The following is a 22,557-nucleotide window of genomic DNA, read 5'->3' as shown; positions in this document are numbered from 1 at the left end:
CGGCGATCTCACCCGATGTGCAGGGCGACCATCAGCCATCGGGTTTCGTTACCGGCGGGCCGTTGTTCCACCCGGCAGGCGATCGCATGGATCCGGTCCCCGCGACTGTAGGTGCCGAAGACCTCGGCGGCGGTGTCCGCGGTGTCGGGTCCGGCCGGTGTCAGCCGGATGCGGCGCAGCATGGCCGCGCCTTGTTGGTGTCCGGCCGCCGTGCGGCTCACCGCGAGCACGGAGTCGACGAGGCCGGGTGCCAGCAGGGGGCGCAGCTGGCCCACCGGGCGGCGGCGGTCGATGACCTCCAGCACTCGGCGTAGCGCGGCATCGGCGAAGGTCCCCGCTTGACGCAGCCGCGGTGACTTGGCCGTGGAGGTGACCGCTGCCGGTGCCCGGCCGCTCGGCCTGATTGGTTGTCGGCGAGCTAGCTGCGGGGTGTGCGGCCGCCGGGCTGCGTGCGATGATTGCCCGCACGGCGGGATGTTTCGCGGCGGCGGCTCGTACTCGACGACGGGTGTGACGGCGAAGGTGTCGCCCGGTGAGTTCGCGATAGGACTGATGGTCAAGGGGCACCCTCCAGCATCATCGATCGAACGAGGAGCCTGCTGGAGAGTGGCAGACGAGTGTTGCGCAGCGGTTTGGTTGCTGGCCATCATCGCACAATGCGGGCTTGCGTGTACCCGCGCCGTGAAGTGGTCGGGCTAACCGTTAGCGTGGGCGACGACGTGACTCGTCGCGACGAATTGACAAGGAGGACAGGGCCGTAGTGGTCACCCGGTTGTCTGCATCGGACGCCTCCTTCTATCAGCTGGAGAACACAGCCACCCCAATGTATGTCGGGTTGCTGTTGATCCTGCGCCGTCCGCGTGCCGGATTGAGCTACGAGGCACTGCTGGAAACCGTCGAACAGCGGCTGCCGCAGATACCGCGCTATCGTCAGAAAGTCCAGGAAGTGAAATTGGGCCTGGCCAGGCCGGTGTGGATCGACGATCGCGACTTCGACATCACCTACCACGTCCGGCGGTCGGCCCTGCCGTCGCCGGGTAGTGACGAGCAACTGCACGAGCTGATCGCACGGCTGGCCGCTCGGCCGCTGGACAAATCGCGGCCATTGTGGGAGATGTATCTCGTCGAGGGTCTGGAAAAGAATCGCATTGCCCTCTACACCAAGTCGCACCAAGCCCTGATCAACGGGGTGACCGCGCTGGCGATAGGCCACGTGATCGCCGACCGGACGCGGCGTCCACCGGCGTTTCCGGAAGACATCTGGGTCCCGGAACGGCGGCACCACGCGGTTGCTGCTGCGCGCGGTCGGGGACTGGCTGGTGCGGCCGGGCGCACAACTACAGGCCGTCGGATCCGCGGTCGCCGGGTTGGTAACGAATTCCGGCCAACTCGTCGAGACGGGCCGCAAGGTTCTCGATATCGCCCGCACGGTGGCACGGGGCACCGCGCCCAGTAGCCCGCTCAATGCCACCGTGTCGCGTAATCGGCGATTTACGGTTGCCCGTGCAAGTCTTGATGACTATCGCACGGTGCGGGCTCGCTACGACTGTGACGTCCACGACGTGGTGCTGACGGTGATTGCCGGTGCCTTGGGCAACTGGCTGATGTCACGCGGTGAAGCTGTGGCACCGACCGCGACTGTTCGGGCGATGGCGCCGCTGTCGGTCTATGCCGACGACCAACTCGACTCAACCGGCCCTGGTCAGGCGATCAGCCAGGTGACACCGTTCTTGGTTGACCTCCCGGTGGGGGAGGGCAATGCCGTAGTGCGGTTGTCGCAGATCGCGCACGCCACCGAATCCAACCCGACCGCCGCCAGCCTGGTCGATGCCAGGACTATCGTCACGTTGTCGGGGTTAGCACCGGCCACTTTGCACGCCATGGGGGTGCGGGTCGCCACTAGCTTTTCGGCACGGTTGTTCAATCTGTTGATCACCAATGCCCCCGGAACCCAGTCGCAGATGTACATTGCGGGTACCAAGCTGCTGGAGACCTACTCCGTGCCGCCGCTACTGCACAACCAGGCGCTGGCCATCAGCGTGACGTCGTATAACGGGATGTTGTATTTCGGCATCAATGCCGACCGCGACGCGATGAGCGATGTCGATCTGCTGCCGGGGCTGTTGAGCCAAGCACTGGACGAGCTTCTGGAGGCTTCGCGGTAGTTGTTAGGGGTCGATGGTGATGTGTGGATATACCATCCGTTGATGTGAGCACCGCGACCAACGACGGCGCGTCGTCGAGAGCGAAGGGACACAGATCAGCTGCGCCGGGCCGGCGCAAGATCTCCGATGCCGTCTACCAAGCCGAATTGTTTCGGCTGCAAACAGAATTCGTGAAGCTGCAAGAGTGGGCCCGGCATTCGGGTGCGCGTCTGGTGGTCATCTTCGAAGGCCGTGACGGAGCTGGTAAGGGTGGCGCCATCAAACGGATCACCGAGTACCTCAACCCGCGAGTGGCTCGTATCGCGGCATTGCCCGCGCCGACGGATCGCGAGCGGGGTCAGTGGTACTACCAGCGTTATATTGCCCATCTTCCCGCCAAAGGTGAGATAGTGCTCTTCGATCGGTCCTGGTACAACCGCGCCGGTGTGGAGAAGGTCATGGGTTTCTGTACGCCGCAGGAGTATGTGTTGTTTTTGCGGCAGACCCCGATTTTCGAGCAGATGCTGATCGATGACGGGATTCTGCTTCGCAAATACTGGTTTTCAGTCTCAGACGCCGAACAGTTGCGCCGATTCAAGGCTCGACGGAATGACCCGGTCCGGCAATGGAAGCTCAGCCCAATGGACCTGGAATCGGTGTATCGGTGGGAGGACTATTCGCGCGCAAAGGACGAGATGATGGTGCATACCGACACCCCCGTCAGCCCCTGGTACGTGGTGGAGTCTGATATCAAAAAGCACGCGCGGCTGAACATGATGGCCCACTTGCTGTCCACGATTGACTACGCAGATGTGGAAAAGCCAAAGGTCAAGCTGCCGCCACGGCCGCTTGTGAGTGGCAACTACAGGCGTCCGCCCCGCGAGTTGTCGACATACGTCGACGACTATGTGGCCACGTTGATCGCCCGGTGACGCAAGTCTACATCCCGGCCACCCTGGCCATGTTGCAGCGACTCGTTGCCGATGGCGCGTTGTGGCCGGTCAACGGCACTGCTTTTGCAGTGACGCCGACGTTGCGTGAGTCGTACGCCGAGGGTGACGACGAGGAGCTTGCCGAGGTGGCGCTGCGCGAAGCGGCGTTGGCGTCGTTGCGTCTGCTAGCGGCGGACATCGGCGCCACCGCAGACGCCCTGCCGCCCAGACGCGCGGTGCTGGCCGCCGAGGTCGACGATGCCACGTACCGTCCCGATCTTGATGACGCGGTCGTCAGGCTGGCGGGGCCAATCACGATCGATCAGGTTGTCGCCGCATATGTCGACAATGCCGGCGCTGAGCCGGCCGTGATGGCGGCGATTGCGGTCATCGATGCCGCTGACCTGGGCGACGAGGACGCTGAGCTGGTGGTCGGTGACGCCCAGGACCACGATCTCGCCTGGTACGCCAACCAAGAGCTGCCATTTCTGCTGGACCTGCTCTGACGATGCCGTGGGTGTGACGCAGTCTGCGCGTCCGGGCCTAGATACGGAACCGTAGGTTACGGTACCGTAGCTTTGTTGGGCGGAAGCTAAGGCCGAGCAGGAGCTTCCTATGAGCAAGAAACACACGACGCTTAACGCCAGCATCATCGACACCAGGCGCCCCACCGTCGCCGGAGCCGACCGGCATCCGGGCTGGCATGCGCTGCGCAAGATTGCCGCGCGCATCACGACGCCATTGTTGCCCGACGACTACCTTCACCTGGCAAATCCGCTGTGGTCCGCGCGGGAATTGCGGGGGCGCATCCTAGGGGTCCGCCGAGAGACGGAAGACTCCGCGACCCTGTTCATCAAACCGGGCTGGGGCTTCAGTTTCGACTACCAGCCGGGCCAATACATCGGGATCGGGCTGCTGGTCGACGGGCGCTGGCGCTGGCGGTCGTATTCGCTGACGTCGAGTCCGGCGGCATCCGGGTCCGCGCGCATGGTGACCGTCACGGTGAAGGCGATGCCCGAGGGCTTCCTGTCCACCCACTTGGTGGCCGGGGTAAAGCCAGGGACCATTGTGCGGCTGGCTGCGCCCCAGGGCAATTTCGTATTACCGGATCCGGCGCCCCCGTTGATTCTGTTTTTGACTGCCGGGTCGGGGATTACGCCGGTAATGTCGATGCTTCGAACGTTGGTGCGCCGCAACCAAATCACCGACGTAGTGCACCTGCATTCGGCGCCCACCGCAGCTGACGTGATGTTCGGTGCCGAGCTGGCTGCCCTGGCGGCCGACCATCCCGGTTATCGGTTGTCGGTGCGCGAGACGCGCGCCCAGGGCCGGCTGGACCTGACCCGGATCGGTCAGCAGGTGCCGGACTGGCGTGAACGCCAGACCTGGGCGTGCGGGCCGGAGGGCGTGCTCAACCAGGCCGACAAGGTCTGGTCATCGGCGGGTGCCAGCGACCGACTGCACCTGGAGCGGTTCGCAGTGTCCAAAACGGCGCCCGCTGGAGCGGGCGGGACCGTCACGTTCGCCCGAAGTGGCAAGAGCGTAGCCGCCGATGCTGCCACGTCGTTGATGGACGCCGGTGAGGGCGCCGGCGTGCAGCTACCCTTCGGCTGCCGGATGGGCATCTGCCAGTCGTGTGTGGTCGACCTGGTGGAAGGCCATGTTCGGGATCTGCGCACGGGCCAGCGGCATGAGCCCGGAACCCGGGTCCAGACCTGCGTGTCGGCCGCCTCGGGTGATTGCGTGCTGGACATCTAGTGTTACTCATAGGTAACCTACGGAATCGTAAGTTACGATAGCGTAGGTCATCGGCCGTATGACGCAGGGAGAAGACGATGGCGATCACTGACGTCGACGTATTCGCGCATCTGACGGACGCCGACATTGAAAACCTGGCCGCCGAGCTAGATGCCATCCGCCGAGACGTTGAAGAATCGCGCGGCGAACGCGATGCCCGCTACATCCGCCGCACCATCGCCGCACAGCGGGCGCTCGAGGTGTCCGGTCGGCTACTGCTGGCTGGCAGCTCACGACGCCTCGCCTGGTGGACAGGTGCCCTGACCCTTGGCGTGGCCAAGATCATCGAAAACATGGAGATCGGCCACAACGTCATGCACGGCCAGTGGGACTGGATGAACGACCCGGAGATTCACTCCTCGACGTGGGAGTGGGACATGAGCGGATCGTCCAAGCACTGGCGCTACACCCACAACTTCGTGCACCACAAATACACCAACATCCTCGGTATGGATGACGACGTCGGATACGGCATGCTGCGCGTCACCCGTGACCAGCGCTGGAAGCGCTACAACATCTTCAACGTGGTGTGGAACACCATCCTTGCGATCGGCTTCGAGTGGGGAGTTGCGCTGCAGCACTTGGAGATCGGCAAGATCTTCAAGGGTCGGGCCGACCGCGAGGCCGCTAAAACCCGGTTGCGTGAATTCTCAGCCAAAGCGGGCCGCCAGGTGTTCAAGGACTATGTCGCGTTCCCGGCGCTGACCTCGTTGTCCCCGGGGGCGACGTATCGGTCCACTTTGACCGCCAACGTGGTGGCCAACGTGATCCGCAACGTGTGGTCCAACGCGGTGATCTTCTGCGGCCATTTCCCGGATGGCGCAGAGAAATTCACCAAGACGGACATGATCGGTGAGCCGAAGGGCCAGTGGTACCTACGGCAGATGCTGGGCAGCGCAAACTTCAACGCTGGGCCGGCGCTGCGGTTCATGAGCGGCAATCTGTGCCACCAAATCGAGCATCACCTCTATCCGGACCTGCCGAGCAACCGGCTTCACGAGATTTCGGTGCGGGTGCGTGAGGTCTGCGACAGATACGACTTGCCATACACCACGGGCTCGTTCTTGGTGCAGTACGGCAAGACCTGGCGCACCCTTGCCAAGCTGTCGTTGCCGGATAAGTACTTACGTGACAACGCTGACGATGCACCCGAGACCCGCAGTGAGCGGATGTTCGCTGGTCTGGGGCCGGGTTTCGCGGGCGCCGATCCGGTGACCGGACGTCGTCGGGGGTTAAAGACCGCGATTGCCGCCGTGCGGGGTCGGCGGCGCAGCAAGCGTATGGCTAAGTCGGTCACCGAACCCGACGATCTGGCAGCCTAAGATTGCTCGGCGCGCGACGAGCATGCGGCTAGTCAAGTCTGGCTGAGCACTGCCAGTAGTCGCCGGGCGGCCGCGGCGCGGCGGGCAGCGGGCCCGGACAAGGTATCCAACGCGCATTCGGGATCGGCCGGCGGTCCCATGTGCCCGCACCCGCGCGGACACTCGCGGGTTGCCTCGGCGAGGTCAGAGAAAGCCAATAGCACGTTGTCGGGCTGGATATGAGCCAACCCGAATGAGCGGATTCCTGGGGTGTCAATCACCCAGCCGGAACCGGACAGCGTATCTCCCAACGGCAGCGCCACCGACCGAGTCGACGTGTGCCGTCCCCGGCCGATCTCGGTGACCTCACCAACCGCCCGATCAGCTTCGGGTACAAGACGATTCACCAATGTCGACTTGCCGACCCCGGAATGCCCGAGCAGGACGGTGATCTTGCCGGCCAGCAGGTCCGCCACCGCGAGCAGAGGATCATCGACGCCTGCGGCGGTTACGGTCAATTCCAGGTCGGCGAACTGCTTGCCGAACGGTTCCGCCGGGGCGAGGTCGGTCTTGGTCAGGCAGAGAATCGGGGTCAGCCCGCCGGCGTAGGCGGCGATCAGCGCCCGGTCGACCAGGCCGGTGCGTGGCGGCGGGTCTGCCAGCGCGACCACGATCAGCAGTTGGTCGGCGTTGGCGACCACCACCCGCTCGGTGGGGTCGGTGTCATCGGCGGTGCGTCGCAACACGGTTCGTCGCGGTGCTCGCCGCACGATGCGGGCCAGGGTGTCGGGCCGCCCGGACAGGTCACCGACCACGTCCACGTCGTCGCCGACCACGATCGGGGTGCGGCCGAGCTCGCGGGCGCGCATCGCCGTGATTCGGCGATCGGGGCGGCCGCCCAGCACACACCCCCAGCGGCCGCGGTCGACGCTGACCACCATGGCGGCCTCGGCGTCGGCGTGCTCGGGACGGGTCTTGGTCCGCGGCCGCGAACTCCTGCCGGAGCGCACCTTGACGTCGGACTCGTCGTAGTCGCCGGGCCTCAACCGCCGGACCCCTGCCCGGTTGCCCGCCTCGCCCGCTGGCCGCTGCGCGGCTGGGGGTACCCCCACCCCTGGCCGGGTCCGACCATCTCGGCCCACAGCCGCGGAAACTCCGGCAGCGTCTTGGTGGTGGCGGCGATGTCGTCGACCTCGACTCCGGCCACCCGCAGCCCAATGATCGCGCCGGCCATCGCCATTCGATGGTCCGCGTATGCCCGCCAGATGCCGGGCCGCAACGGCGTCGCGGTGATCACCAGACCGTCGGGTGTTTCCCGGCAGGTGCCCCCCAACCGGTTGATCTCGGTGCTCAGCGCGGCGAGCCGGTCGGTTTCGTGGCCCCGCAGATGGGCAATGCCGCTTAGTCTGGACACCGATCCCGGGGATGCCAGCGCCGCCAGCGCCGCGACCGATGGCGTCAGCTCGCCGACGGCGCGCAAGTCGACGTCAAACCCGTCGTATCCCGTTGGACCGCGCACCTCGAGGGATGAATCAGCATGAATGACAACGGCATTGAGCTGCCGCAAAATTGCCAAGATGTGGTCGGCGGGTTGCACGCTGACTCTAGGCCAGCCGGTGATGCGCACGGTGCCGCCGCTGACCACGGCCGCTGACAGGAAAGCCACCGCGTTGGTCAGGTCCGGTTCGATGTCCCAGCGCCGCGCCGCCACCGGACCGGGGCGCACCTGCCAACGGTTCGGTGTCGAGTCGTCGATGTCGACTCCGGCTTGCCGCAGCATCGCCGCCGTCATCGCGATGTGCGGCGCAGACGGCAGCGACGAACCGGTGTGTTGGACGGTCAGGCCATCGGTGAACGATGCCGCGGACAGCAGCAGCCCGGACACGAACTGTGAGGACGCCGACGCGTCGATGGCCACGGTGCCGCCGGCGAGCGACCCGTTGCCGCGAACCCGAAACGGTAGACCGGTGCCGTCGACGGCGACGCCGAGCTCGCGCAGCGCATCCAGCAGCGGTGCGATGGGCCGTCCCCGGGCTTGCTGATCGCCGTCGAAGGTGACCGGGACGGAGCCCAGCGCCGCCAGCGGCGGAACAAACCGCAACACCGTGCCCGCCAAGCCACAGTCCACCCGAGCGCCGGGCCCCGGTTCGATTCGGCCGCTGACCGTCAGTTCCGAACCCACACCGTCGACGCGCAGGCCCAGGGTCTGCAGCGCGTCCAGCATCAGTTCGGTGTCGCGGCTGCGCAGCGCGCCGGAGATGGTCGATGCGCCCCGGCCTTGTGCGGCCGCCAGCGCCGCTAGCACCAGCGCCCGGTTGGTCTGCGACTTCGAGCCTGGAACGGTCACGGTAGCGCGCACCGGCGTCGGCGCCGTTGGGGCTGGCCATGTCTTCACCGCTTCATCCTGCCGTGTCGGCGGGTGTCGTGGGTACCAGGCACCATAGGAAGCATGTGCGGACGGTTTGCGGTCACCACTGATCCGGCCCAGCTGGCCGAGAAAATCACGGCCATAGACGAGGCCACCGGGTGCGGTGGCGGGAAGACGAGCTACAACGTGGCACCCACCGACACGATCGCGACAGTGGTGTCCCGCCACAGCGAGCCCGACGACGAGCCCACCCGCCGGGTGCGGCTCATGCGCTGGGGACTGATTCCGTCGTGGATCAAGGCCGGGCCCGGCGGCGCACCCGATGCCAAAGGCCCACCGCTGATCAACGCCCGCGCCGATAAGGTCGCCACGTCGCCGGCGTTCCGGAGTGCGGTCAGAAGTAAGCGTTGCCTGGTGCCGATGGACGGCTGGTACGAATGGCGCGTCGACCCCGACGCCACCCCGGGGAGGCCGAACGCCAAGACGCCGTTCTTCCTGCACCGCCACGACGGCGCCCTGTTGTTCACGGCCGGGCTGTGGTCGGTTTGGAAGTCTTACAGGTCCGCCCCACCGCTGCTGAGCTGCACGGTGATCACCACCGATGCCGTGGGCGAGCTGGCCGAGATCCATGACCGGATGCCGCTGCTGCTGGCCGAAGAGGACTGGGACGACTGGCTGAATCCAGACGCCCCGCCGGATCCTGAGCTGCTGGCCCGCCCGCCGGATGTGCGCGACATCGCGCTGCGCCAAGTGTCCACGTTGGTCAACAACGTGCGCAACAACGGGCCTGAGCTGTTGGAGCCGGCCAGGTCGCAGCCCGAGCAGATCCAGCTGCTGTGAGGGTCTGTGCCCACGCGTGTGACGCTGCGGCGAATCCAAGCGCGATTTCTTGCCGCGCCATTACGCTCGCCGGGCGCTCGCGGCAGGTTTGCCTGAAGCCAGTGTGAGTCCGACAATCGCGGGGTGCGCTTTGCGAAGCTGTCCGACGGGCTATCAGACGGGATCGTCACTCTATCGCCACTGTGCCTGGACGATGTCGATGCGCATCTGGCTGGGGGGGACGAACGGCTAGTGCGTTGGCTTAGCGGTATGCCCTCGACTCGAGCAAGCGTCGAAGCGTACATCCGGCACTGCCGCGAGCAATGGGTGACCGGCGGGCCGCTGCGCTCTTTCGGCATCAGGACGGTTGCCGAAACAATAGTGGGTACGATTGATCTGCGTTTCGACGGCGAGGGGCTGGCTAGCGGGCAGGTCAACGTTGCCTATGGGCTCTACCCCAGCTGGCGAGGGCGTGGACTCGCCACTCGCGCAGTCGATCTGGTGTGCCAGTATGCGGCCGAACACGGCGCGACCGAAGCGGTGATCAAGGTGGAGCCGGAGAACTCCGCATCGGCGAGGGTGGCGTTGCGGGCGGGCTTTGCTTTCGTGCGGCGGATCTGTGAGCAGGACGGAACCGTCTTCGACCGGTACGAACGTGTCCTAAGGGCAAAGATGCACGCCGATGAGGTGGATATCGACGAGGATCTGGTGCGGCGTCTGCTGCGTGCACAATTCCCACAGTGGGCGGATCTACCCATTGCACCGGTGCGCTCGGCGGGCACGGACAACGCAATGTACCGGCTAGGCGAGGACCTGGCCGTGCGCATCCCGCGCATTGGCTGGGCCATCGAGAGCCTTCGGACCGAGCAACAGTGGCTGCCGCGGATCGCTGCGCATCTAGGCGTTGCCAGCCCAGTTCCGGTGGGGTTGGGGAGCCCGGCTGAGGGGTTCGGTTGGCCGTGGTCAGTGTGCCGCTGGGTTGCGGGTGAGAACCCGTCGGCAGCCGAGTTCGTCGAGCCCAATCGGGCCGTCGAGGACCTGGCTGACTTCATCACCGCCTTACGGGCCACCGACCCCATGGGCGGGCCGCCCGCCAAGCGGGGTGCGCCGCTGGGGGAGCAGGATGCCGAGGTACGCGCAGCGCTGGCGGCCCTCGACGGGATCATCGACGTCCACGCGGCAACTGCCGCGTGGGAATCAGCCCTACGCGTTCCTCCGTATGCGGGGCCGCCGATGTGGTTCCACGGTGACCTGTCCCGGTTCAACATCCTGACAGCGCAAGGACGCTTGACGGGCGTCATTGACTTCGGTCTGATGGGCGTCGGTGACCCCAGCGTCGACTTGATCATCGCGTGGAACCTCCTGTCGGCGCCCGCCCGTGCTCAGTTCCGCGTCGCGGTCGGCGCCGCCGACGACGACTGGATGCGCGGGCGCGGCAGAGCTCTGGCCATCGCCTTGATCGCGCTCCCGTACTACCAAGACACCAACCCGCCGCTGGCGGCCAGCGCGCGCTACGCCATCGGTGAAGTCCTCGCCGATTTCCGGTACGGCGCTAGGCCCGGATGTTAGCGATGATCGCGCTGATCAAGGTGATCAGGTCCGGCGGGGCCACCGTGACGGCCCAATGCCGTTTGCCGGCACCGCAGTACCCGGTCCCAGCTCAAGGCCGACACATCGACCACGGTCCGCAGCCGCTTGCGCTGACCGAACGGGGAGATGCCGCCGACCACGTAGCCGGTGGCTTGTTCGGCGGCAGCGGGTTTAGCCATGGCCGCTTTGGGCACCCCTAGGGCCGCCGGCCGCCTTCAGCGACAACTTCGACGGCACCGGCACGATCGCGACGGCCCGCTCGTCGGGCAACTCGAGGATCAGGGTTTTGCTGTCGCTAGGCCGGGAGGTACCCCGGCGGGTTGGCGTCTTCCACCCACAGGTCGACGCCGAGCGTCGCACCTGGGACGCAGTCGTAGACCGACAAGTCGGTGACGCCGGATTCGACGAGCACGTCCTCGCACAGCAGCGTCTTGCCGGTGTATTCGGTGGCGGGCTTGTTGACGATGACGTAGGCCGCGTCGGCGTATACCTCGGGCTTGCGGGACCGCGCCATCGCCTCGTCGCCGCCCAGCAGGTTCTGTACCGCCGCGGTGGCCACCATCGTGCGTGGCCACAACGTGTTCGACGCGATGCCGTCGGCGCGTATCTCCTCGGCGATTCCCAGCGCGCACAGCGTCATGCCGTACTTGGCCATCATGTAGGCCGTCGGCCGCAGCCACTTCTTCTCCAGCAGGATCGGCGGGGACAGCGTCAGGATGTGCGGGTTCTCACGGCCTTTCATATGGGGAATGCACGCTTGGGATACTGCGTAGGTGCCACGCACCTGGATGCCGTTCATCAGGTCGAAACGCTTCATTGGCACCTCGGTGATGGACCCTAAGTTGATCGCCGAGGCATTGTTGACGCAGATATCGATGCCCCCGAACTGCTCCACGGTGGTGGCCACCGCGGACGCGACCGCATCCGGGTCGCGGATATCCCCGACGATCGGCAGTGCCTGGCCGCCGGCTTCCTCGAGTTCCTTGGCGGCCGTGAACACCGTGCCTGGCAGCTTTGGATGCGGCTCGGCGGTCTTGGCGATCAAGGCAATGTTGGCGCCGTCGCGCGCGGCCCGCTTGGCGATCGCAAGGCCGATACCGCGACTGGCGCCAGAGATGAACATGGTCTTGCCGTTGAGTGACATGGCGTCACCCTAACGCCCTGCTCGATTCCACCGGACTGCGGGACAGGCCGCATGCGATTCAGCGCTGGAAATAACCCGCTGGCGAACACGGTTGATTGGTTCGGTTCCTGCAGCCACGTGGCTGGCCAGACCGGTGCAGACAGTGTCGGTCGCGGCCTCTACATTGGGACGAGGGGAGTCTGGTGTCAACGGCGACGAGCCTGTTGGGTGAGAAGCGGTTGGCTCGCATGCTCGCACGTCCGGTGTCCGCGCCGGTGCTGTCCGGCGACACCGCAAACGAAGGGACCCAGTTAATCAAGATGGCCGACATCGATGGTGTAACCGGTTCGGCGGGTCTGCAGCCTGGGCCGTCTGAGGAGACAGACGAGGAGTTGACCGCGCGTTTCGAGCGCGACGCGATTCCCCTGTTGGACCAGCTGTACGGCGGTGCGCTGCGGATGACGCGCAATCCGGCCGACGCCGAGGACTTGCTCCAGGAGACGATGGTGAAGGCCTATGCGGGATTTCGTTCGTTCCGGCACGGTACCAATCTCAAGGCCTGGCTCTACCGGATACTGACCAACACCTACATCAACAGCTATCGCAAGAAACAGCGGCAACCGGCGGAGTATCCGACCGAGCAGATCACCGATTGGCAACTGGCGTCCAACGCCGAGCATTCCTCGACCGGGCTGCGCTCGGCTGAAGTCGAAGCGTTAGAAGCGTTGCCGGACACCGAGATCAAAGAGGCGCTGCAGGCATTGCCGGAAGAGTTCCGGATGGCGGTCTACTACGCCGATGTCGAAGGTTTCCCCTACAAGGAGATCGCCGAGATCATGGATACTCCGATCGGCACCGTGATGTCGAGGCTTCATCGCGGCCGACGTCAGTTGCGCGGTCTTTTAGCCGATGTGGCCAGGGATCGGGGGTTTGCCAGGGGCGAGCAGGCGCACGAGGGGGTGTCGTCATGAGCAGCCCGGTGTCAAGCCGCCGTTTGGCGAACTTGGTCAAGGAGAGCCTGCAGGGCTCGGTGTTGGGTGGGGTCGTAAGCGATGCCGTCTTGCCAGCGGTGTCAGATGACGTAAAGCCAGGCGCGGGCGAGGATGCGTACCGCGTGCCGGTGGTCGTGGCCGCGGGCTCGGGTGCGGTTGTGCAGGTCGGCGGCCTAGAGGTTGGCTCGGCGGCTGTCGCCGGCGAAGTCGCAGACACCGTTGCGGAGTTGTTTGTCTGCCGCCCAACCGAACCCGACGTGGGTGACTTTGTCGGACTAGCCGGTGGAGCGGGCGACGCCGGCCAAGCAGGCCAGCAATTCGGGCTGGGCGTCGGCGTGCGGGGCGAGTCGTTCGGCGCTCGTCGGCGCTTGGCCCTGTCGACGGTCGGCGCGTCCGGGGCAACCGCCGGACTCCGCAAAACTCATGATGGACATCACGGCTGTCAAGCGCGCGGGGCGCTAACCCAGCGGCGCCTCTACATCGGCAATCCATCCGAGATCACCGACACAAGGATGGTGCACCAGTGAGCGAAAATTGCGGTCCGACCGATGCGCACGCGGACCACGACGATTCCCACGGCGGCATGGGTTGCGCGGAAGTGATCGCCGAGGTGTGGACCCTGCTTGACGGTGAATGCACCCCGGAAACCCGCGAGAGGCTGCGGCGACACCTCGAGGCCTGCCCGGGGTGCCTGAGGCATTACGGGCTCGAGGAACGGATCAAGGCGTTGATCGGGACCAAGTGCCGAGGCGACAGGGCCCCCGAGGGCTTGCGGGAGCGTCTTCGGCTAGAGATCCGCCGGACCACCATCATCCGTGGAGGGCCCTAGCGCAGTGCGTTAGGAATTGGGCCGCTTGCCGTGGTTGGCCTTGCTGTACTTGCGGTCACGCTTCTTACGGCCACGCTTGGCCATCGGAACCTCCGTCATTGCTCAGGTGCGGGCAGGCAGCGGCCGCCCGGTCATTGCCCAGTTTCTCATGCGGCGTCGCGCGCGACCCCAATAGCCCGCGTGCCGCGCTCCCCAGGGTTCTTATGGTTCGATATACCTGAGTTTGATGGAAGTCCGATGACCAGCAGTCAGCATACGGCATGGCCGAAAAGAGTGGGGTGATGATGGCCGAGGATGTTCGCGCCGAGATCGTGGCCAGCGTTCTCGAAGTCGTTGTCAACGAAGGCGATCAGATCGACAAGGGCGACATCGTGGTGCTGCTGGAGTCGATGAAGATGGAGATCCCCGTCCTGGCCGAAGCTGCCGGAACGGTCAGCAAGGTGGCGGTATCGGTGGGCGATGTCATTCAGGCCGGCGACCTTATCGCGGTGATCAGCTAGTCGTTGATAGTCACTCATGTCCACACTCGGTGATCTGCTCGCCGAACACACGGTGCTGCCGGGCAGCGCGGTGGACCACCTGCATGCGGTGGTCGGGGAGTGGCAGCTCCTTGCCGACTTGTCGTTTGCCGATTACCTGATGTGGGTTCGCCGCGACGACGGTGTCCTGGTGTGCGTTGCGCAATGCCGGCCGAACACCGGGCCGACGGTGGTGCATACCGACGCGGTAGGCACCGTCGTCGCCGCCAATAGCATGCCGCTGGTCGCCGCGACCTTCTCCGGTGGTGTCCCGGGACGGGAAGGCGCTGTCGGCCAACAGAATTCATGTCAACACGACGGCCACAGTGTCGAAGTCTCCCCGGTGCGCTTTGGCGATCAGGTGGTGGCGGTGCTGACACGGCATCAACCCGAACTGGCGGCGCGACGTAGATCCGGCCACCTGGAGACCGCCTATCGGTTGTGCGCCACAGATCTTCTCCGGATGCTGGCGGAGGGCACCTTTCCCGACGCAGGGGACGTGGCGATGTCGCGATCTAGCCCGCGCGCGGGTGACGGCTTCATCCGTCTCGATGTCGACGGTGTGGTCTCTTACGCCAGCCCCAATGCCCTATCGGCTTACCACCGAATGGGTTTGACCACCGAGTTGGAGGGCGTCAATCTCATTGACGCGACGCGCCCGCTGATCTCGGACCCGTTCGAGGCGCACGAGGTAGACGAGCATGTGCAGGACTTGCTGGCCGGGGATGGAAAGGGTATGCGGATGGAGGTCGACGCCGGCGGCGCCACGGTGCTGCTGCGGACTCTGCCGCTGGTGGTAGCTGGTCGCAATGTCGGCGCCGCGATATTGATCCGCGACGTGACCGAGGTGAAGCGGCGCGACCGAGCCCTGATATCCAAGGACGCCACGATCCGGGAAATCCATCATCGGGTTAAGAACAACCTGCAGACGGTGGCCGCGCTGTTGCGGCTGCAGGCTCGCCGGACGTCCAACGCCGAGGGGCGGGAAGCGCTGATCGAGTCGGTGCGCCGAGTGTCGTCGATTGCCTTGGTCCACGATGCGTTGTCGATGTCGGTGGACGAGCAGGTGAACCTTGACGAGGTCATCGACCGGATTCTGCCGATCATGAACGATGTGGCATCGGTGGACAGGCCGATCCGGATAAATCGGGTTGGCGACCTCGGTGTGCTCGACTCCGACCGCGCCACGGCGCTGATCATGGTGATCACCGAGCTGGTGCAGAACGCGATCGAGCATGCGTTCGACCCGGCGGCGGCGGAAGGGTCCGTGACGATTCGAGCGGAACGCTCTGCGCGTTGGCTCGATGTCGTCGTGCACGACGACGGGCTTGGTCTGCCGCAAGGTTTCAGCCTGGAGAAGTCGGACAGCCTGGGCCTGCAGATCGTGCGGACCTTGGTCTCTGCGGAATTGGACGGCTCGTTAGGTATGCGGGACGCCCGCGAACGTGGCACCGATGTGGTGCTACGGGTACCGGTCGGACGCCGGGGACGGTTGATGCTGTAGCGCGCTACGCAACAGTGCGGCCCCGACGTATGTCGGGGCCGCACTGTGCAGAACTGAGTCGTCAGACCCCGGTACGGGCTTTCGTGCGGGCGTTGCGACGCTTCAGCGCGCGCCGCTCGTCTTCGCTCATGCCTCCCCAGACGCCCGAGTCCTGGCCGGTATTCAGTGCCCAGCTGAGGCACTCTGTGGTGACCGGGCACCGATTACAGACCAGTTTCGCGTCAGCGATCTGCGCAAGTGCCGGACCACTGTTTCCTACCGGGAAGAACAGTTCCGGATCCTCGTCACGACAGACCGCCTTGTGGCGCCAATCCATTAGTCGTTACTCCTCACTATGTGCGCAGCGGTACGCACAGGCGTTTCTTCTTGGCTGGTAACGGGTGCACAAGAAAGGCTTCTGTACCCCTACATTTCTCTACATGCAACCTTTTGATCGTTTCACAGGCTCAACAGATGTCAATAGTGTTACGTAAGCGCGTGGGCTATCTCACTCTGGCGATCTCGTTCCACAGCCCTTACCCAGTTGTACTACACTACGCTGCCAGTTTCGCCCAACGTTTGTGTCGCACACCCATCACATCTTTGTTTCTGCAGCTCAGATCCGCTTTCTTGCGGGCGGGGCAACTACGGCGAGGGCGTCGGGAACAGCTCGGAACGTCATCGTCTCGCGCACGCCGAGGTAGTCCCCGTCGAATTGGCTGGCGATCGGGGGCCCCATGGAGGTGACGCGTAGACACGCGACGTCGTCGTTGTTGATGACGTGGTTGAACTCGAACTTGGGCTGTTTTGCGAACATCTGCCGAACCACCCTCAGGGTCGGGACCACCTTCATGCTGGTGGTGGCGAACACTCCCAGCCCCGACTCGAACCTGCAGTCGGGATTGGTCCATACCGGCCGGTTGTTTGCGTAAGTCCACGGACTGGAGTTGGACACGAACACAAAGTGCACTCCGGTAATTGGATCGCGGTTGGGAAGTTGCAGCGTAAGAGCCGGTTCGCGACGAGTGCAGGCGAGCACCGCGCGCACCGCAGCGCGAATATAGCGCCACGCCGTAACCTTGCCGCCTTTGTCGCGTTCGGCCTCTACCGCGGCCACGACCTCGGCGTCGACGCCCATGCCGGCGTTGAACACCGCCCACCGCTCACCGCAGTCGATCAGCCCGATGCGGCGCCACTGCTGGTGGCGGCCGTAGTCGTCGAGCAGCTGGATGAGTTGGTTGGTGGCAGCGATCGGGTCCGCGGAAATCCCTAGCGCGCGAGCTAGTACGTTGGCCGAGCCGCCGGGCACAACCGCAACGGCTGGCACCGGTCGGACCGGCGTCGTGCCGGGGCGCCCCAGCATGCCGTTGACTACGGCGCTTACCGTGCCATCGCCGCCATGCACCACGACCAGGTCCACCCCGTCGGCTACCGCCGCCTGTCCGAGTTCGGTCCCGTGACCGCGGTGGTTGGTGTGCTCAACCGTGAGCTGAAGGCGGCTTTCGAGGGCGTGCGCCAGCAGGTCGCGGCCGGCTGGTGTGGTGGCGGTCGCAGTGGGGTTGACGATCAGCACTGCACGCATGACGCACGAGCTTAGGCCGTGTGACGATGCGGGCCGGGTCGGCCCGTTGAGGAGGACGGCAATGGGCTTAGGCCGTGTGACGATGCGGGCCGGGTCGGCCCGTTGAGGAGGACGGCAATGGGCCTAGGCCGTGTGACGATGCGGGCCGGGTCGGCCCGTTGAGGAGGACGGCAATGGGCCTGGGTGGTGTGACGATGCGGGCCGGTCACGGCCGGGTGACTACGCTGATGCTGTGCCTGTTCGAGCCCCGGCCGCCGTGCGCGGCGCCGGACTGATCGTCGCCGTGCAGGGTGGGGCCGCCCTGGTGGTGGCCGCGGCGTTGCTGGTGCGCGGACTCGCGGGCGCCGACCAGCACATCGTCAATGGCCTGGGCACCGCAGGTTGGTTCGTACTGGTCGGCGGAGCAGTGCTCGCCGCCGGATGCAGGCTGGCGGTTGGCAAGCTTTGGGGTCGCGGGCTGGCGGTGTTCGCCCAGCTGCTGCTGCTGCCGGTGGCGTGGTATCTGATTGTGGGTTCGCATCAGCCGGCGATCGGGATCCCGGTGGGAATCATCGCGCTTGGCGTGCTGGTATTGCTGTTCAGTCCGCCTTCGATCCGCTGGGCCGCCGGGCGTGATCAGCGTGGTGCGGCCAGCGCAGCCAACCGCGGTCCTGACAGTCGATAGATAGTCCACTCGTGCTGCGGTTGCCCGCCGATGCGGTCATACAGTGCGATTGCATCGGAATTCCAGTTCAGCACCGACCAGGCCAACCGCGTGTAGCGGTTGTCGACGCATTCTCTGGCCAGCGTCGACAGCAGGCCACGGGCCAAGCCGCGGCGGCGAAACCTCGGCCAGACGAACAAGTCCTCCACATAGATGCCCGCGACGCCGTCCCAGGTGGAAAAGTTCAGAAACCACAGCGCCATCGCGGCAACTCCGCCATTAACCTCAGCGACGTGGCCTCGCATCGTCGGGAAATCTCCGAAAAGTGCTGTATGTATTTGTGTTTCGGTGACAGTGCATTGATCGGCAGCATACTCGAATTCCGCCCAGCGCGTGAATCATGGCCACGATGTCGGCGGTATCCGCCGGTGTAGCGCGGCGGATGGTATCGGTCACTGCTCAACTCCCAGTGCGGTCAATATCGTGGCGAACTTCGTTGTGGTTTCTTCAAGTTCGTCATCGGGGTCTGATTCGGCGACGATGCCACCGCCAGCGTGCGCAAGGGCTGCGCGTCGATCAGCCGAAAGTTGCGCGCACCGGATAGACACCACCCAATGGCCGTCGCCCCGGCCGTCGCACCAACCAACCGCGCCGGCGTAGAAGCCACGGTCGCCCTCGAGTTCGGCGATGAGCTCGGTGGCAGCTTTTGTCGGGACCCCACCAACCGCCGGGGTGGGATGTAGCGCCAAAGCCAGATCGATTGCCGTCGTCGAGATGTTGCGCAGCCGGCCGGTGATCGCGGTGCACAGATGCCAAACGGCTGCGGTGCGGTTCAACTGGGGCTGGGCTGGGATTGTCAGGTCCTCGCATAGTGGCTCTAGGGCTACCCGCATCGTGTCGACGACCAATTGGTGTTCGTGTCGGTTCTTGGCCGAACTGGCTAGTGCGGCCGCGTTGGCGGCGTCGAGTTTGGGGTCGGCGGCGCGTGGGGCTGAGCCGGCAAATGGCTTGCACATGACGCGATTGCCGGATCGTGCGACCAGAAGCTCTGGGCTGGCGCCGACCAGGGCTGCCCCGGTGTCGTCGTTGCCCGCAGAGGTGAGGTCGACGAGATAGCCGTAAGCGGTCGGGTCGGCGACGACCAACCTGCGCAACAGTACCCGCGCGTCCAGCGGAGCATCGGCGGTCAGTTGCACGGCGCGCGCGAGCACCACTTTGTGCAACGGGCCGTCGAAGGCGGCCAGCAGATCCCGTGCGCGGCCGATCCGGGTCAGGTAGTCGGCAGGTGGCGGAAGGGCGGCGGCGACGCGTACCTTGGGCAGCGGGCCGGTCGGCCAGTCAGGCAGCTTCCGGGCCCGCAGCACGCCATCCGGCACCATCAATGCGGCGGGTCTGCTCACGTCGAAAGGCAACGCGCCCAACAGTATTGGTGCTGTACCTGAGCGAAGTGCCGCTTGCGCGGCCCGCACGTCGCAGTATCGTGTCCGCACCCCGCGGGCAATCAGGGTGCCTCTTGGTCCGCACAGTGCGAACGGTGGTTCTGGGTGCAAGGTTGCCACGTGTGCGCTCACCCGGCTGCGATCGGCTGCGGATGACCGGTCAACCCGAGCACGGCGAGCTGACGCACGCCGTGCTCGAACCCGCAGATCCCGATCGAGGCGGTGGGCATCGCGAAACGGCTGCCTTCGGCGAGCGGTAGCTGGACCCAGCGCGTGATCACCGCGCGGGAGAAGTGGCCATGGCTGACAAACAACACGTCGCGTGAGGACATGTGCTCCAGGGCCAGCGCGACGGCGCTGTCAGCGCGATCGTTTACCTGTGCGACGCTTTCTCCAGCTGGGCAGCCGTGCGTCCACACCAGCCAATCGGGTTCGGATTCCCGGATCTGCGGCGTCGTAAGGCCCTCATAGGAACCGTAATCCCATTCGGCGAGCAGCCCAGTTACCTCATTCACCGTCAGGCCGGCCAACTTGGCAGTATCCAACGTCCGTCGACGCGGGCTACAGATGACAATCGGGTCGTCAAGTTCGAGTTCACCCAGCAGCTGACCAGCCAGCTCTGCCTGCGTTCGCCCGGTATCGGTCAGCTCGACCTCGGTACCGCCGGTGTGCCGGCCCAGCGTCGACCAAGCGGTCTCGCCGTGGCGGAGCAGTAGCAATCGGTGGTTGCGCACGCCCATACCGACAGATTGTGCCCGACGACATCCTAGGCCTGTCGCCCGAACCACTGTGCGAGCAGCATGCCAGGATGACACTGTGACTGCGCGGGCGACGACGAAGGGAGAGCACGATGAGGTGGGGGTCCCTGCCGCTTGCGGGGGAGAGCGGCGCCTATGACTGATACCCGGGTGCTAGCGGTGGCCAACCAGAAGGGCGGGGTGGCCAAGACGACTACGGTCGCCTCGCTCGGTGCGGCGATGGTGGAAAAGGGACGGCGCGTGCTGCTCGTCGATCTGGATCCGCAAGGTTGTCTGACCTTCTCCCTTGGTCAAGATCCCGACAAACTACCGGTGTCTGTGCACGAGGTGTTGCTCGGTGAAGTCGAGCCCAACGCCGTGCTGGTCACCACCATGGAGGGAATGACGTTGCTGCCGGCCAACATTGACTTGGCGGGCGCCGAGGCAATGCTGCTGATGCGGGCAGGCCGTGAGTACGCGCTCAAACGCGCGTTGGCCAAATTCTCCGACCGGTTCGACGTGGTCATCATCGACTGTCCGCCGTCGCTGGGTGTGCTCACCCTCAACGGGCTGACGGCCGCCGACGAGGCCATCGTGCCGCTGCAGTGCGAGATGCTGGCGCACCGGGGTGTCGGCCAGTTTCTGCGGACGGTCGCCGATGTCCAGCAGATCACCAATCCGAATCTGCGGTTGTTGGGTGCACTGCCGACGCTGTACGACTCTCGAACCACCCACACCCGTGACGTGTTGCTCGATGTCGCCGACCGCTACGACCTACAGGTGCTGGCTCCGCCCATCCCCCGTACTGTGCGCTTCGCTGAGGCCAGCGCCTCGGGCTCGTCGGTGATGGCTGGGCGCAAGAACAAAGGCGCGGTGGCCTACCGCGAGCTGGCGCAGGCGCTGCTCAAACACTGGAAGACAGGTAGGCCGCTGCCCACCTTCACGGTGGACCTGTAGCGCGAGCAGACGCAAAATCGCCCGAAAGCCATCGGTTTCGGGCGATTTTGCGTCTGCTCGCGCCAACATAGGCGATCAACCCAGAGCGACTAGTGTGTCGCCACGTTGCTCAATGACCCTGGATCCAGAAACTGCCGGGATCACTGCTGACGTGCTTGGCGGCCGGGTCACCGGGATATAACGGTTGTTGGCACCGCTGACCGGGTCATAGACACCGATCCCGCCGGTGACCGGCACCAGGAGTTGACCTGCCATCATCACCCCTGGCCCCACCGGCGCAGTCGTCTCGCCAGCGGCAATGGTGTAGCGCTGGGTCAGGTTGCCCGCGTCGAAGACCAACAACGCGTCGCCCGTCCACCAGGTCACCAGGTTGCCGGTCCGCGACGCCACGGCCGAAGTTGACGGTGGCTTGGCCAGCAGCGTGCTCGAAACTGTGGCGCCGGTCTCGTCGATCACGTCGACTCTCGGTTGCGCGCCTGATCTTGCAGGCAGGTACACGGCGGTGTTGTTCTGCGATACCACCAATACCCGGGCGCCCGAACCCGGCCGGACCCCCGGTTCCGGGACAATGCGCTGGATGGGCTCGTCGTCCTCCTTGCCCGGGCGTAACAGCACAAGCCGCAGGTCAGCCTGGTTCGTACACGCTTCAAGCACCGATACGGCCGCCGAGCTGGCCGCCGCCGACTCCAGCGTGCACCCGGACTGCAGGCCGCGGTTCGACGGTTTCACCCGGGCATCGATCTCGCCGTAGGCCAGCATCCGGACCATGTCTGAACGCCACAGTTCCAGGCGCGTGTCCCCGGCCGACAACACCGTGGTGCCGTCGGAAAAAAGACGCACCCGCGGATCCGCGTAGCCGCTGCGGGCGGCTCCCCGGCGACCGGTGGATCCATCGATGGTGCTGACCTGACCGCAACCCCGGTCGTACCGATAGACCGCGACGGCGTAGTGGTAGACCCAGGTCACCCCACACAGATCGGTGTCTCGGGCGTAACTCCAGAGCGACTCACCGGTGGCTGGGTCGCGCCCGTCCACCTGGCGTCCGTCGCCAGTAGCCACTGTTCCGCCCACCACCACGGGAACGCGGGTGGCTGGGCTGGCGGCGGTCCACAGCTGCTTCAGCGAGGTCGGGACCTCGCGAGCCGGGGCCGGGGTGGGCACCGCAACCGCCGCCGGCCGGCTGATGGTGGCGCGGGCGTCGCTGGTCCACCAGATCAACGACGCGGCCACGGCCACCACGACCGCGATCGTCGCGGCGGCCGCGATATCGGTCTTGGTGCGGCGCTCCGGTTTAACCATGCGG

General features: G+C 65.5%; 25 protein-coding genes and 2 pseudogenes. 14 read left to right on the top strand and 13 right to left on the bottom strand.

Annotated features, from left to right (window positions below):
• Positions 1-8 precede the first annotated feature (8 nt).
• On the bottom strand, positions 9-560 hold the full coding sequence (locus tag FF952_RS17080; protein ID WP_003912151.1) for an Rv3235 family protein: 552 nt from the start codon (positions 558-560) through the stop codon (positions 9-11).
• A 200-nt stretch (positions 561-760) separates the two neighbouring features.
• Here FF952_RS17080 and FF952_RS17075 point away from each other — a divergent pair.
• The 5 genes and pseudogenes from FF952_RS17075 to desA3 all read left to right on the top strand — a co-directional run bounded on the left by FF952_RS17075 (position 761) and on the right by desA3 (position 6,195).
• Positions 761-2,165: pseudogene (locus tag FF952_RS17075) on the top strand (WS/DGAT/MGAT family O-acyltransferase).
• Positions 2,166-2,209: 44 nt separating this feature from the next.
• Entirely contained in the window at positions 2,210-3,076 is an 867-nt protein-coding gene (gene ppk2, locus FF952_RS17070; protein WP_009938021.1) for a polyphosphate kinase 2, read from the top strand.
• A complete protein-coding gene (locus FF952_RS17065; protein ID WP_003416925.1) occupies positions 3,073-3,582 on the top strand; it encodes a DUF6912 family protein in 510 nt (169 codons plus the stop codon). Before ppk2 ends, FF952_RS17065 begins: the two co-directional genes overlap by 4 nt.
• A gap of 109 nt (positions 3,583-3,691) precedes the next feature.
• Positions 3,692-4,834: an NADPH oxidoreductase gene (locus tag FF952_RS17060; protein ID WP_003416922.1), complete on the top strand. Its 1,143-nt coding sequence runs from the start codon at positions 3,692-3,694 to the stop codon at positions 4,832-4,834.
• 77 nt (positions 4,835-4,911) lie between these two features.
• Positions 4,912-6,195: an NADPH-dependent stearoyl-CoA 9-desaturase gene (gene desA3 / locus FF952_RS17055; RefSeq protein WP_003416919.1), complete on the top strand. Its 1,284-nt coding sequence runs from the start codon at positions 4,912-4,914 to the stop codon at positions 6,193-6,195.
• Positions 6,196-6,227: 32 nt separating this feature from the next.
• Here desA3 and rsgA read toward each other — a convergent pair whose 3' ends face one another.
• Together rsgA and aroA are read right to left on the bottom strand one after the other, a co-directional pair.
• On the bottom strand, positions 6,228-7,220 hold the full coding sequence (rsgA, locus tag FF952_RS17050; protein ID WP_003416916.1) for a ribosome small subunit-dependent GTPase A: 993 nt from the start codon (positions 7,218-7,220) through the stop codon (positions 6,228-6,230).
• Positions 7,217-8,569 carry a 3-phosphoshikimate 1-carboxyvinyltransferase gene (aroA, locus tag FF952_RS17045; protein WP_003416914.1) on the bottom strand — a complete coding sequence of 451 codons (1,353 nt, stop codon included), beginning with the start codon at positions 8,567-8,569 and terminating at the stop codon, positions 7,217-7,219. The genes rsgA and aroA overlap by 4 nt, the downstream gene beginning before the upstream one ends.
• A 54-nt stretch (positions 8,570-8,623) precedes the next feature.
• Here aroA and FF952_RS17040 point away from each other — a divergent pair, with 54 nt between their 5' ends.
• On the top strand, positions 8,624-9,382 hold the full coding sequence (locus FF952_RS17040) for an SOS response-associated peptidase (RefSeq protein ID WP_003416907.1): 759 nt from the start codon (positions 8,624-8,626) through the stop codon (positions 9,380-9,382).
• Between the two features lie 123 nt (positions 9,383-9,505).
• Entirely contained in the window at positions 9,506-10,930 is a 1,425-nt protein-coding gene (locus FF952_RS17035) for a GNAT family N-acetyltransferase (RefSeq protein WP_003899979.1), read from the top strand.
• On the opposite strand, the gene FF952_RS17030 is transcribed toward FF952_RS17035, so the two are convergent.
• From FF952_RS17030 to FF952_RS17025, 3 genes are read right to left on the bottom strand one after another with little or no spacing between them, the layout of a single operon-like run.
• On the bottom strand, positions 10,927-11,145 hold the full coding sequence (locus FF952_RS17030) for a YbaK/EbsC family protein (protein WP_003416902.1): 219 nt from the start codon (positions 11,143-11,145) through the stop codon (positions 10,927-10,929). The genes FF952_RS17035 and FF952_RS17030 overlap by 4 nt on opposite strands.
• The gene (locus FF952_RS20855; RefSeq protein WP_003416901.1) at positions 11,123-11,311 is read right to left on the bottom strand and encodes a hypothetical protein; all 189 of its coding nucleotides are present in this window, start codon (positions 11,309-11,311) and stop codon (positions 11,123-11,125) included. The genes FF952_RS17030 and FF952_RS20855 overlap by 23 nt, the downstream gene beginning before the upstream one ends.
• A complete protein-coding gene (locus FF952_RS17025; protein WP_003905018.1) occupies positions 11,247-12,095 on the bottom strand; it encodes an SDR family oxidoreductase in 849 nt (282 codons plus the stop codon). Before FF952_RS17025 ends, FF952_RS20855 begins: the two co-directional genes overlap by 65 nt.
• Positions 12,096-12,394: 299 nt before the next feature.
• On the opposite strand from FF952_RS17025, the gene sigH reads away from it, so the two are divergent.
• The 3 genes from sigH to rsrA are packed head-to-tail and all read left to right on the top strand — an operon-like array spanning position 12,395 to position 13,895.
• Positions 12,395-13,045 (top strand): sigma-70 family RNA polymerase sigma factor SigH, encoded by a 651-nt coding sequence (gene sigH / locus FF952_RS17020; protein WP_003416897.1) that lies wholly within the window; start codon positions 12,395-12,397, stop codon positions 13,043-13,045.
• Positions 13,042-13,593 (top strand): hypothetical protein, encoded by a 552-nt coding sequence (locus tag FF952_RS17015; RefSeq protein WP_003899976.1) that lies wholly within the window; start codon positions 13,042-13,044, stop codon positions 13,591-13,593. The genes sigH and FF952_RS17015 overlap by 4 nt, the downstream gene beginning before the upstream one ends.
• The gene (gene rsrA / locus FF952_RS17010; protein ID WP_003416891.1) at positions 13,590-13,895 is read left to right on the top strand and encodes a mycothiol system anti-sigma-R factor; all 306 of its coding nucleotides are present in this window, start codon (positions 13,590-13,592) and stop codon (positions 13,893-13,895) included. The genes FF952_RS17015 and rsrA overlap by 4 nt, the downstream gene beginning before the upstream one ends.
• Before the next feature lie 9 nt (positions 13,896-13,904).
• On the opposite strand, the gene FF952_RS21015 is transcribed toward rsrA, so the two are convergent.
• Positions 13,905-13,979 carry a 50S ribosomal protein bL37 gene (locus tag FF952_RS21015; protein ID WP_003416889.1) on the bottom strand — a complete coding sequence of 25 codons (75 nt, stop codon included), beginning with the start codon at positions 13,977-13,979 and terminating at the stop codon, positions 13,905-13,907.
• A gap of 200 nt (positions 13,980-14,179) precedes the next feature.
• Here FF952_RS21015 and FF952_RS17005 point away from each other — a divergent pair, with 200 nt between their 5' ends.
• Both FF952_RS17005 and FF952_RS17000 read left to right on the top strand, forming a co-directional pair.
• The gene (locus FF952_RS17005; RefSeq protein WP_003905017.1) at positions 14,180-14,395 is read left to right on the top strand and encodes a biotin/lipoyl-binding carrier protein; all 216 of its coding nucleotides are present in this window, start codon (positions 14,180-14,182) and stop codon (positions 14,393-14,395) included.
• A 16-nt stretch (positions 14,396-14,411) separates the two neighbouring features.
• On the top strand, positions 14,412-15,917 hold the full coding sequence (locus tag FF952_RS17000; protein WP_003416886.1) for a sensor histidine kinase: 1,506 nt from the start codon (positions 14,412-14,414) through the stop codon (positions 15,915-15,917).
• 61 nt (positions 15,918-15,978) lie between these two features.
• Here the strand turns inward: FF952_RS17000 and whiB1 are convergent, their stop codons facing one another.
• Positions 15,979-16,233, bottom strand: a complete 255-nt coding sequence (whiB1, locus tag FF952_RS16995) for a transcriptional regulator WhiB1 (protein WP_003416884.1) — start codon at positions 16,231-16,233, stop codon at positions 15,979-15,981.
• 279 nt (positions 16,234-16,512) lie between these two features.
• On the bottom strand, positions 16,513-17,478 hold the full coding sequence (locus FF952_RS16990; protein ID WP_003416883.1) for a diacylglycerol/lipid kinase family protein: 966 nt from the start codon (positions 17,476-17,478) through the stop codon (positions 16,513-16,515).
• 232 nt (positions 17,479-17,710) lie between these two features.
• On the opposite strand from FF952_RS16990, the gene FF952_RS16985 reads away from it, so the two are divergent.
• Entirely contained in the window at positions 17,711-18,142 is a 432-nt protein-coding gene (locus FF952_RS16985) for a hypothetical protein (RefSeq protein WP_003416881.1), read from the top strand.
• On the opposite strand, the pseudogene FF952_RS16980 reads toward FF952_RS16985, so the two are convergent.
• The 3 genes and pseudogenes from FF952_RS16980 to FF952_RS16970 form a co-directional block, all read right to left on the bottom strand.
• Positions 18,094-18,577 (bottom strand): annotated as a pseudogene (locus FF952_RS16980) (GNAT family N-acetyltransferase). The gene FF952_RS16985 and the pseudogene FF952_RS16980 overlap by 49 nt on opposite strands.
• Positions 18,574-19,692, bottom strand: coding sequence for an isochorismate synthase (locus tag FF952_RS16975; protein ID WP_003416879.1), 1,119 nt, complete (start codon positions 19,690-19,692; stop codon positions 18,574-18,576). Before FF952_RS16975 ends, FF952_RS16980 begins: the two are co-directional and overlap by 4 nt.
• The gene (locus FF952_RS16970; RefSeq protein WP_003416878.1) at positions 19,689-20,300 is read right to left on the bottom strand and encodes an acid phosphatase; all 612 of its coding nucleotides are present in this window, start codon (positions 20,298-20,300) and stop codon (positions 19,689-19,691) included. The genes FF952_RS16975 and FF952_RS16970 overlap by 4 nt, the downstream gene beginning before the upstream one ends.
• A gap of 153 nt (positions 20,301-20,453) precedes the next feature.
• Here FF952_RS16970 and FF952_RS16965 point away from each other — a divergent pair, with 153 nt between their 5' ends.
• Entirely contained in the window at positions 20,454-21,254 is an 801-nt protein-coding gene (locus FF952_RS16965) for a ParA family protein (RefSeq protein ID WP_003901572.1), read from the top strand.
• A 75-nt stretch (positions 21,255-21,329) separates the two neighbouring features.
• Here FF952_RS16965 and FF952_RS16960 read toward each other — a convergent pair whose 3' ends face one another.
• Positions 21,330-22,553 (bottom strand): Rv3212 family protein, encoded by a 1,224-nt coding sequence (locus FF952_RS16960; protein ID WP_003416876.1) that lies wholly within the window; start codon positions 22,551-22,553, stop codon positions 21,330-21,332.
• Between the last annotated feature and the right edge of the window lie 4 nt (positions 22,554-22,557).

Origin of the sequence: Mycobacterium tuberculosis complex sp. N0072 (assembly GCF_030323725.1) — a bacterium.
GTDB classification, from domain to species: domain Bacteria; phylum Actinomycetota; class Actinomycetes; order Mycobacteriales; family Mycobacteriaceae; genus Mycobacterium; species Mycobacterium tuberculosis.
Note: the sequence above shows the minus strand (reverse complement) of the source record. Positions and strands in the feature narration are given on the sequence as shown.